At 34.4% G+C, this 9144-nt stretch carries 8 protein-coding genes; 4 read left to right on the top strand and 4 right to left on the bottom strand.

Annotated elements, in window-relative coordinates:
- Positions 1–94: 94 nt before the first annotated feature.
- A complete protein-coding gene (gene glyA, locus METFODRAFT_RS08455) occupies positions 95–1381 on the bottom strand; it encodes a bifunctional serine hydroxymethyltransferase/L-allo-threonine aldolase (protein ID WP_007045179.1) in 1287 nt (428 codons plus the stop codon).
- A 107-nt stretch (positions 1382–1488) separates the two neighbouring features.
- On the opposite strand from glyA, the gene aksF reads away from it, so the two are divergent.
- The gene (aksF, locus tag METFODRAFT_RS08450; RefSeq protein WP_007045178.1) at positions 1489–2481 is read left to right on the top strand and encodes a homoisocitrate dehydrogenase; all 993 of its coding nucleotides are present in this window, start codon (positions 1489–1491) and stop codon (positions 2479–2481) included.
- A gap of 14 nt (positions 2482–2495) precedes the next feature.
- Here aksF and METFODRAFT_RS08445 read toward each other — a convergent pair whose 3' ends face one another.
- The 3 genes from METFODRAFT_RS08445 to selD all read right to left on the bottom strand — a co-directional run bounded on the left by METFODRAFT_RS08445 (position 2496) and on the right by selD (position 7001).
- On the bottom strand, positions 2496–5135 hold the full coding sequence (locus METFODRAFT_RS08445) for a cation-translocating P-type ATPase (protein WP_007045177.1): 2640 nt from the start codon (positions 5133–5135) through the stop codon (positions 2496–2498).
- Positions 5136–5147: 12 nt separating this feature from the next.
- On the bottom strand, positions 5148–5819 hold the full coding sequence (hypB, locus tag METFODRAFT_RS08440; protein WP_007045176.1) for a hydrogenase nickel incorporation protein HypB: 672 nt from the start codon (positions 5817–5819) through the stop codon (positions 5148–5150).
- Positions 5820–5954: 135 nt separating this feature from the next.
- The gene (gene selD / locus METFODRAFT_RS08435; RefSeq protein WP_083820872.1) at positions 5955–7001 is read right to left on the bottom strand and encodes a selenide, water dikinase SelD; all 1047 of its coding nucleotides are present in this window, start codon (positions 6999–7001) and stop codon (positions 5955–5957) included.
- Between the two features lie 187 nt (positions 7002–7188).
- Between selD and METFODRAFT_RS08430 the strand changes: the two genes are divergently transcribed.
- From METFODRAFT_RS08430 to METFODRAFT_RS10325, 3 genes are all read left to right on the top strand, one after another.
- A complete protein-coding gene (locus METFODRAFT_RS08430) occupies positions 7189–8319 on the top strand; it encodes a pyridoxal phosphate-dependent aminotransferase (RefSeq protein WP_007045174.1) in 1131 nt (376 codons plus the stop codon).
- A gap of 1 nt (position 8320) precedes the next feature.
- Positions 8321–8749: an RNA-binding domain-containing protein gene (locus tag METFODRAFT_RS08425; protein ID WP_007045173.1), complete on the top strand. Its 429-nt coding sequence runs from the start codon at positions 8321–8323 to the stop codon at positions 8747–8749.
- Between the two features lie 99 nt (positions 8750–8848).
- Positions 8849–9067, top strand: coding sequence for a transposase (locus METFODRAFT_RS10325; protein ID WP_007045172.1), 219 nt, complete (start codon positions 8849–8851; stop codon positions 9065–9067).
- Positions 9068–9144 lie beyond the last annotated feature (77 nt).

The raw sequence follows: 9144 nt of genomic DNA, 5'->3' as shown, positions 1-9144 counted from the left end.
CTTTATGTAAAGAAACTGGTTTATTGTTAATCTAAGTATTTAAATGTATTTGCGAAAGTCCTAAAAGAATTAAATGATAAAAAAATAAAATAACTTAGAATTTTATATACTCAAATGCATCTCCGCCATCAAATGAATAGTGAACTGTTGAATATTCTTTTGCAAATTCTTTAACATCTTCTCTAACTTTCTTAACATCCTCTTTATCAATTGCAATCCTCTTCATGAACTCAGCAATCTCTTCCATCTCACTTTCTTTCATACCTAATCTTGTACATTCTTGTGTTCCCAACCTTATACCACTTGGGTCGTCTGATTTATTGACATCGTCCCATGGAAGGAGGTTTTTGTTTAATATTATGTTTGCATCCTCATACATCTTTGCCAATTCACTTGCGGAGAAGGATATATCCTTCGAACCTACTATGTCCAAAACAACTTGATGACTCTCAGTGAATCCTTTTTCTTCACACAAAACATTAAATCCTCTCTCATATAATGCCTGTGCTAATGCTTTAGCGTTTTTAATTACCTGCTTTGCATATGCCTCTCCAAATTCCTTTGCCTCTGCCAATGCAATTGCTAAACCTGCTTTGTGGTGTAAGTGGTGGTTACTAACAACTCCTGGGAATACTTTCTCATCAATCTTTTCAGCGTATTCTTTTTTAGTTAATATTACCCCACCTTGAGGACCGAAGAATGTTTTATGTGTACTACCCATTAGGTAATCAGCCCCCTCTCTCAATGGGTCTTGAAACTGTTTTCCTGCAATCAATCCTAATACATGTGCCCCATCGTAGGCAATTTTTGCTCCAATCTCTTTTGCAGCATCAACTGCCTCTTTAACTGGGTGTGGGAAGAGGAATAAACTTCCACCGAATAATATTAATTTTGGCTTGTGTTCATAAATTTCTTTTATCATCTTATCGACATCAATGTTCATTTCTTTTTCATCAAATGGATGTGGAACTATTTTTAAACCCCTAATTCCAGCAGCACTAACTTTCCAGTGGCTTATATGTCCTCCATTAGGAACATCCATTGCCATTAATGTATCTCCTGGTTTTGTCTCAGCGAAAAATACAGCGAGGTTTGCAACAACTCCGCTTGTTGGTTGGACATTGGCATGCTCTGCATTAAACACATCTTTTGCTAACTCTATTGCTAATTCTTCAACCATATCAATGTATTTACATCCTTGATACAACCTCTTTCCTGGCAAACCTTCTGCATATCTATGAGCGAAGTCACTTGCACACGCCTCTCTAACAGCCCTACTTGCAATATTTTCACTTGCAATCAACTTTATACTCTCTTTCATCCATTTATGGTGTTTCATCAAAACATCTCTTACATAACTTGGAACTTCCGATGGATTCATGCTTATCCTCCTCATTTTTTTAAAATAATGATGATTTTTATACGATATAAATAAATAAGTGTGTTATAAATAACAAAAATAAAGTATAAAAATTTTTGGTGTTGGTGATGAGAAAGATTTGCGTAATAGAAGGAGACGGAATAGGGAAAGAGGTTGTCCCAGCAGCAATTAGGGTTTTGGATGAAGTTGGAGATTTTGAATATATCTATGCTGAGGCAGGATTGGAGTGTTTAAAAAAATATGGTGATGCCATCCCAGATGAGACCATAGAAAAGGCAAAAGAATGTGATGCCGTGTTATTTGGGGCAATAACCTCCCCAAAACCAACAGAATATAAGGGGAAGTATAGAAGTCCAATATTAACATTGAGGAAGGAATTAAACCTATATGCAAATGTAAGACCAATTAATGATTTTAAAGATATTGATTTGGTCATTATAAGGGAAAATACCGAGGATGTTTATGTTGGAAGAGAGTATTATGATGAAGAGAAAGAAATTGCCATTGCAGAGAGGGTTATTTCAAAAAAGGGAAGCGAGAGGATAATAAAATTTGCGTTTGAATATGCAATAAAAAACAATAGAAAAAAAGTCTCCTGCATACATAAGGCAAATGTTTTAAGAATTACCGATGGGCTTTTTTTAAGGATTTTTAATGAAATTGGGGAAAAATATAAGGACAAAGTTGATTACGATGATTACTTAGTTGATGCAACTGCAATGTATTTAGTAAAGAGCCCAGAGATGTTTGATGTTATTGTAACCACGAACTTGTTTGGGGATATCTTATCTGATGAGGCATCTGCATTGATTGGAGGCTTAGGATTAGCACCTTCAGCAAATATTGGAGATAAGTATGGATTATTTGAGCCAGTCCATGGTTCTGCTCCAGATATAGCAGGGAAAGGAATAGCAAATCCAATCGCTACCATCCTAAGTGCTGCGATGATGCTTGACTACTTTGGAATGAAAGAAAAAGGAGATAAAATAAGGAACGCTGTCAAGAAAGTTTTAGAAAAAGGAAAAGTAACTCCTGATTTGGGAGGAAACTTAAAGACCAATGAGGTTGTTGATGAGATTATTAAGGAACTGAGGGGTTAATTTTTATGAGGATATTAAGGAATTGGAGGATTAGTTTTTTTATTCCTCATGAATAATTTTATTACTTCCATAAACACAAATGTTGAAAACGCCCCCACCAAACAAATAATCCATTCTTTTAAATTGAGAGGCGTAAATTCAAAAATCCTCTGCAAAAATGGAATGTACATAACGCATAAGGTTGTTAGAGAAATAACAACAACTGCCAATATTAGCAATTTATTTGCAAAAATGCCAATTTTGAATATTGATTCATCTAACGACCTGAAGTTAAAGGTATTAAATATTACCATGCCCACTATGGTGGCAAAAACCATCGTCCTTGCTTTTTCTATACCAATTGTTGGATTGGAGGTAATAAATATTAAAAAAGCCACAGTTGCCATAAATAATGCCAAACTAAAAACTAAAAAAGAGTTTCTTTTAGTTAATATCCCCTGCCCCACTTTTCTTGGTGGTTTGTTCATAATTTCTTCCCTTGCAGGGTCTAAACCCAATGCTATTGCAGGCATCTCTTCATCAAATGTATTTATAAACAAAATTTGCAACGGTAATAGCGGTAAAAATTCAAATCCAAGCAAGATTATTCCCAAACCTATGAGAATTACCTCTGTAAAGTTCCTTGAGATTAAGTAGCAGGTGAATTTTTCTATATTTTCATATATCGCCCTGCCATTTTTAATTGCCTCAACTATTGTGGAGAAGTTATCATCCTGCAAAATCATATCGCTTGCTTCTCTCGCCACATCAGTCCCCTTAACTCCCATCGCTATACCAATATCAGCATTTTTTAATGCGGGGGCATCATTAACTCCATCCCCAGTCATTGCCACTATATGCCCCTTCTTCTTTAATGCATTGACAATCCTCAACTTTTGCTCTGGAACCACTCTTGCATACACAACAATATCTTCAACGATACTCTCAAGTTCATCATTACTCAACTTGTTTAATTCACTTCCAGTTACAACACCATCCTCTAAAAATTTTTTAAGTTTTTCATTCTTTATTTTCGTTTTTATTTTTTTATTTTCCTCAAATAACCCAATTTTCTTACCTATTGCCTTTGCAGTTTCCTCATTATCCCCGGTAACCATGATAACTCTTATCTTTCCTTTTTTACATGCCTCTATTGCCTTCCCTACTTCTTCCCTTGGTGGGTCTATCATAGCAACCAAACCTAAAAAAACCAAATCCTCTTCAATATTTTCAGGAGTTAGTTCAGATGCCTTTTTATATGCAACACCAAGAACACGAAAAGCAGAACGTGCAAAATCTTTATTTATTTCCAATATCTTTACCTTTTCATCCTCACTAAATTCCTCTATCTTATCTTTTTTCTTTATGAATTTGCATTTTTTCAAAATAATCTCTGGGGCTCCTTTTGAGAAAACTAAAATTTCTTCACCTTTTTTATGTATGGTAGTCATCATCTTCCTTTCAGAGGTAAAGATAACCTCTCCCACTCTTGGATATTCTTTTTCCAAATCTTCCTTCCATAAATTTGCCTTTGTACCTACAACAATTAATGCCCCCTCTGTTGGGTCTCCAATAATGCCCCATTTGCCTTCTTTTTCCTCAAGAACGGCATTGTTACACAAAACTACTGATTTTAACAATAAAATTAAATTTTTCTCCTTATATACATCAACCTTCCTGCCATCAACAAAAAACTCCCCCTTTGGCTCATAACCCACTCCAGTTACATCAAAAATTTTATCATCAACAAAAATTTTCTCAACTGTCATCTCATTTTTTGTTATTGTGCCTGTTTTGTCCGCGCAGATTACCGTTACTGAGCCAAGGGTTTCAACTGCAAGCAATTTTCTTATTATGGCATTTTGCTTTGCCATGCGATGCATGCCAAGGGATAAAGTTAAAGTTAAAGCCAATGGCAATCCTTCAGGAACGGCAGCAACTGCCAATGCTAAGGCAACCATCAGCATCTCAACTATTGGAACTTCTTCAAAAACCCCAAAAATAAATATAACTACGCAGGCAATTAAGGCAATCAATGCCAATATCTTTCCTAACTTTGTTATTTTTTTTTGTAGGGGGGTTTTTTCCTCCACTTCTTGAATCATTCCAGCAATTTTTCCCAATTTTGTCTGCATACCTGTTGCTATAACGAGAGCTTTACATTTTCCATGAACAATTTGCGTTCCTGCAAAAATTAAATCATCTTTTTTCTTTACTATGGGTTTGCTCTCACCAGTTAAAATCGCCTCATCAACCTTTAAATTAATTACCTCAATAACCTTTGCATCTGCAGGAATTTTGTCCCCCATTTCTAAAACCAGTAAATCTCCTGGGACAACTTCCTTACTGGGTATTTTTCTTATTTTACCTTCCCTTATAACTTTAGCCGTAGGTTGAACAATTTTTTTCAGAGATTCCATTGCCTTCTCTGCTTTATATTCCTGAATAAAACCCAAGATTACAATAAAAAATAGAACAAAAATAATAACCCAGAAATTAAGTATCTCACCAATAAAAACAGATATAACAGATGCTGCAAAGAGAATCCAAACTAAAATATTAGAAAATTGTCTCAATAAAATTTTAATCCATGTAACTTTTTTCTTTTCTTTGAGTTCGTTGTAACCATATTTTTTTAGTCTCTTCTCTACTTCAAGATTTGATAGACCCATCATTAATACCACTATTTATTTTTCTCTGACTTCTTTTACTGCATTTTCTATATATTCAACAACTTTATCCAAACCTTCTCCTGTCTTTAGGGATGTTAGTATAACCTCCAAATCCTCATTTATTTTTTTGGCATCCTTTTTCATTTTCTCTGCATCTGCTCCAACAGCATCAGCCAAATCTATCTTGTTGATAATTGCTAAATCAGCGGTTTTGAAGATGAGAGGGTGTTTTTCAACAGTATCATCCCCTTCTGTTACACTAACAACGATAACCCTCTTATGTGTTCCCAAATCAAAATCCGCTGGACAGATTAAATTACCGACATTTTCAATAAATAATATGTCTATTTCATCCAAATTTAGATCTTGGAGGGCATGACCTACCAAATGGGCATCTAAGTGGCATTCTTTTCCAGTGTTAAGAGGGATAACTTTAACCCCATGTCTTTCCATTCTTCCAGCGTCAAATTTTGCTATAATATCCCCAGCAATGCAACCTATTTTATATTTGTCTTTTAATCTATCAATTAAGTACTCTATAAGGGCTGTTTTTCCACTACCAATTGCTCCCATAAAATCAAATGCCACAACGTTATGTTCATTTAATTTTTTCCTATTCTTATCTGCCAATTTTTTGTTTGCTTTTATGATATCTTTTCCTATACTTAAAACACCAACGAGATGCATATTTTCACCATTATGTTGTTAATTTTTATAAAATTCCTATTTTATTTAATGATACACCTCCCAAAATGGGTTCGGTGTATCCCCTTAAGCGTTCTATCTTTTTTGGAATTTTATTTTTTAACTTCCCAGCACCGATTAGATTTCAATGATCTTGGGGTTCTTTAAGTATGCTCTTCCTTCCCTATTCTCACCTACAACTTCACCAACCTCAAATGCATAGCAGTTGTTTTTCATCAACTCGTCAATGAGTTCTTCTTTGTATCTCTCTTTTACTGAGATTAATAATCCCCCTGCTGTTTCTGCTCCATATCCTTCTAACAATGGATGACCAAACATTTTGCTGAGTTCTGGTGTTTTTTTGATTGTTGGGAGTTTGTTTATCTCAATTACAACCCCACTGTTTTCTGCCATTTCATTTGCATGCCCTAAAATACCAAAACCAGTAACATCTGTCAAGGCATTTGCAATCTTTTCTCCAACCTTTTCCTCAACATTTCTAAGGGATATTAAGGCAGTTCTGTTTGATGTTGTCATTAGTTCTATTGCCTTATTTACTATGTATTCTTCTTCATCCTCACTCACACCAAGCATACCCCTAAAGTCCTTTGGAACCCTTGACAATGCCATAGCAGTTTGTGTTCCCAATGGTTTTGTTAGTATTAAAATATCTCCAATCTTTGCCCCTGCCTTTGTTAGGACATCTTCTTCCCTTCCTACACCAGTCACTGCCCCACCTATTAACGGCCAGGGGTTCATTATTGTATGTCCACCAATTATTGATGTGTCGTTTTCCCTACAAAAATCTTGGAATCCCCTTAACATCTCTTTTGCAGTATCTATTGGTAAATTCTCAGGAATACCTAAAATTACCAAAACCCCAACAATATCTAAAAGCCCCATTGCATAGATGTCACTTGTTGAATTGCACGCTGCCACTCTTCCTTGTAAGTAGGGGTCATCAACAATCGGTGTAAATACATCTACAGTCTTTGCTATAACCAAACCGTTCCTTTTAACTACTGCTGCATCATCACCTAAACCAACCATAACTTCTTTTGATTTTATTAATTCCTCATTGCTCACTATCCCCTTTACAAGGTTTTCTAAATCGGTGCTGGGAAGTTTGCATGCTCAACCATGAAGTTTTACCATTTCAGTTAATTTTATCTTTTTTTCTTCCATACAACCACCACAATAATATTATAAATTATTTAATAAGTTTGCAAATTTTTTCTTCAAAAATTTTTAAATATTCGCAGAACGACTATATAATCACAACCTAAAATAAAGTTTATACAATAAATATATATGTTTTGTTGTGCATTTTTTATAAAAGTTTTTTTAAGTTGTATTTTTTATAGGTGAGAATATGATATCCAATAGATGTAAAAACATAAAACCCTCAGCAATAAGAGAGATTTTTAACATGGCAAATGAAACTTCCATAAATTTAGGGATTGGAGAACCAGATTTTGACACTCCAAAGCATATAATTGAGGCAGCAAAAAAAGCCCTTGATGAAGGAAAAACACACTACACTCCAAACAATGGAATCCCTGAGTTGAGAGAGGCCATATGCGAGAAACTAAAGAATGATAACAACTTAGATGTTAATCAAAACAATGTTGTTGTAACCTGTGGGGCATCTGAGGCGTTGATGTTATCAATAATGGCTTTGGTAAATAAAGGGGATGAGGTTTTGGTTCCGAATCCTGGATTCGTTTCTTATTTTTCATTAACTGAGTTATGTGAGGGGGAAATCAAATCAATAAATTTGGATGAGGAATTTAACATAGACGTTGATGAACTGAATGAGAAAATAGGCAATAAAACAAAATGTATTATTTTAAATTCCCCTTCAAATCCAACTGGAAGAGTTTTAGATAAGGGGGATATTAAAGCAATCTGCGAAATAGCGGAAGATAACAATATCGTAATCATTTCAGATGAAATATATGAAAAGATAATATATGATAAAAAGCACTATTCCCCTATGCAATTTACCGATAACTGCATTTTGATAAATGGATTCTCAAAATCCTACGCTATGACAGGTTGGAGAATTGGTTATCTTACTGTTGGTGAGAGTTTAAATGAAAAATACAATTTAATAGAAAATATGATAAAAATCCACCAGTATGGTTTTGCTTGTGCTACCTCCTTTGCCCAATATGGGGCATTGGCAGCATTGAAGGGAAGTCAAAAATGTGTTGAAGACATGGTTAAAGAATTTAAAAGAAGGAGAGATTTAATAGTTGATGGATTGAAAAAATTATTTAAGGTCTATAAGCCTGAAGGGGCGTTTTATGTATTTCCAGACGTTTCAGAGTATGGGGATGGTGTAGAGGTAGCAAAAAAATTAATTGAAAATGGAATTTTATGCGTTCCTGGGATAGCATTTGGGGAAAATGGGAAAAATTATGTAAGATTTTCCTATGCAACAAAATATGAAGATATAGAAAAAGCAATTCAAATTATGGAAGAGATTTTTGAGGGATAACATGATAGTTAAGATAAAGGCGAAGGTAAAACCAACAGAGGATAAAGAAAAGGTAAAAAGGGCAATACTAAAGATATTCCCAAAGGTAGAGTTGGAGTTTAATGAAGAATATAGTTATTGGGAAGGAGAAACAAAGAACATCGATAGGTTTAAAGAACTCTTAAGAAGTCAGGCAATTTTAGATGCGGCAAGGATGGTTTTGGAAAATGGGGTTGTTGGAAATTATACGAGGTTTTTTATCAACAAACAGGCGGGATATGCAGGTAATGTGAATTTTGATAGAGACATACACGGAGGAATTGAAGTTAAAATTATAGGAGAAGATGAAGATAATTTAATGAAGGTAATAAAAGATATAGCACCAAGAACCAAAAATGGAGTTATAATAAATGAGGATGAAGAATATCAACTACGAGAGGATTCTGAATGAAACGAAGTTGTGTATGAATTCTTTTAATAGTTATTAATGGTTATCGCTCATCTTCACTTACAATTACATATATAAATAATAATCGCGATATATAATTTTATGAGCGTCGAAGTATATAAGTTATTCATACCAAAGGATGAGGAGTGTATTGCAATTATAAGGGAGATTAGATGGAGTGATAGATATACTTGCCCATATTGTGGTTCGAAAGATGTTAGTAAAGTATACAGATGTAATTCGTGTAAAAGACACTTTAACGACCTAACTGGAACTATATTCGCTAAAAGGCGAATACCTTTAGGAGAGATGTTTACATAATTAAAATCTCAAGAATTCATCGATTAATCAAATATCCGAGGAGTTAGGAAGAGATTATAGGACAGTTCATTCGTTTG

The sequence above is a fragment of the Methanotorris formicicus Mc-S-70 genome, from assembly GCF_000243455.1.
GTDB lineage: Archaea > AGJL01 > Methanococci > Methanococcales > Methanococcaceae > Methanotorris > Methanotorris formicicus.
Note: the sequence above shows the minus strand (reverse complement) of the source record. Positions and strands in the feature narration are given on the sequence as shown.

Coding starts and splice junctions, on each gene's coding strand:
- glyA (WP_007045179.1), bottom strand. CDS start 1,381: ATGAATCCATCGGAAGTTCCAAGTTATGTAAGAGATGTTTTGATGAAA.
- aksF (WP_007045178.1), top strand. CDS start 1,489: ATGAGAAAGATTTGCGTAATAGAAGGAGACGGAATAGGGAAAGAGGTT.
- METFODRAFT_RS08445 (WP_007045177.1), bottom strand. CDS start 5,135: ATGATGGGTCTATCAAATCTTGAAGTAGAGAAGAGACTAAAAAAATAT.
- hypB (WP_007045176.1), bottom strand. CDS start 5,819: ATGCATCTCGTTGGTGTTTTAAGTATAGGAAAAGATATCATAAAAGCA.
- METFODRAFT_RS08430 (WP_007045174.1), top strand. CDS start 7,189: ATGATATCCAATAGATGTAAAAACATAAAACCCTCAGCAATAAGAGAG.
- METFODRAFT_RS08425 (WP_007045173.1), top strand. CDS start 8,321: ATGATAGTTAAGATAAAGGCGAAGGTAAAACCAACAGAGGATAAAGAA.
- METFODRAFT_RS10325 (WP_007045172.1), top strand. CDS start 8,849: ATGAGCGTCGAAGTATATAAGTTATTCATACCAAAGGATGAGGAGTGT.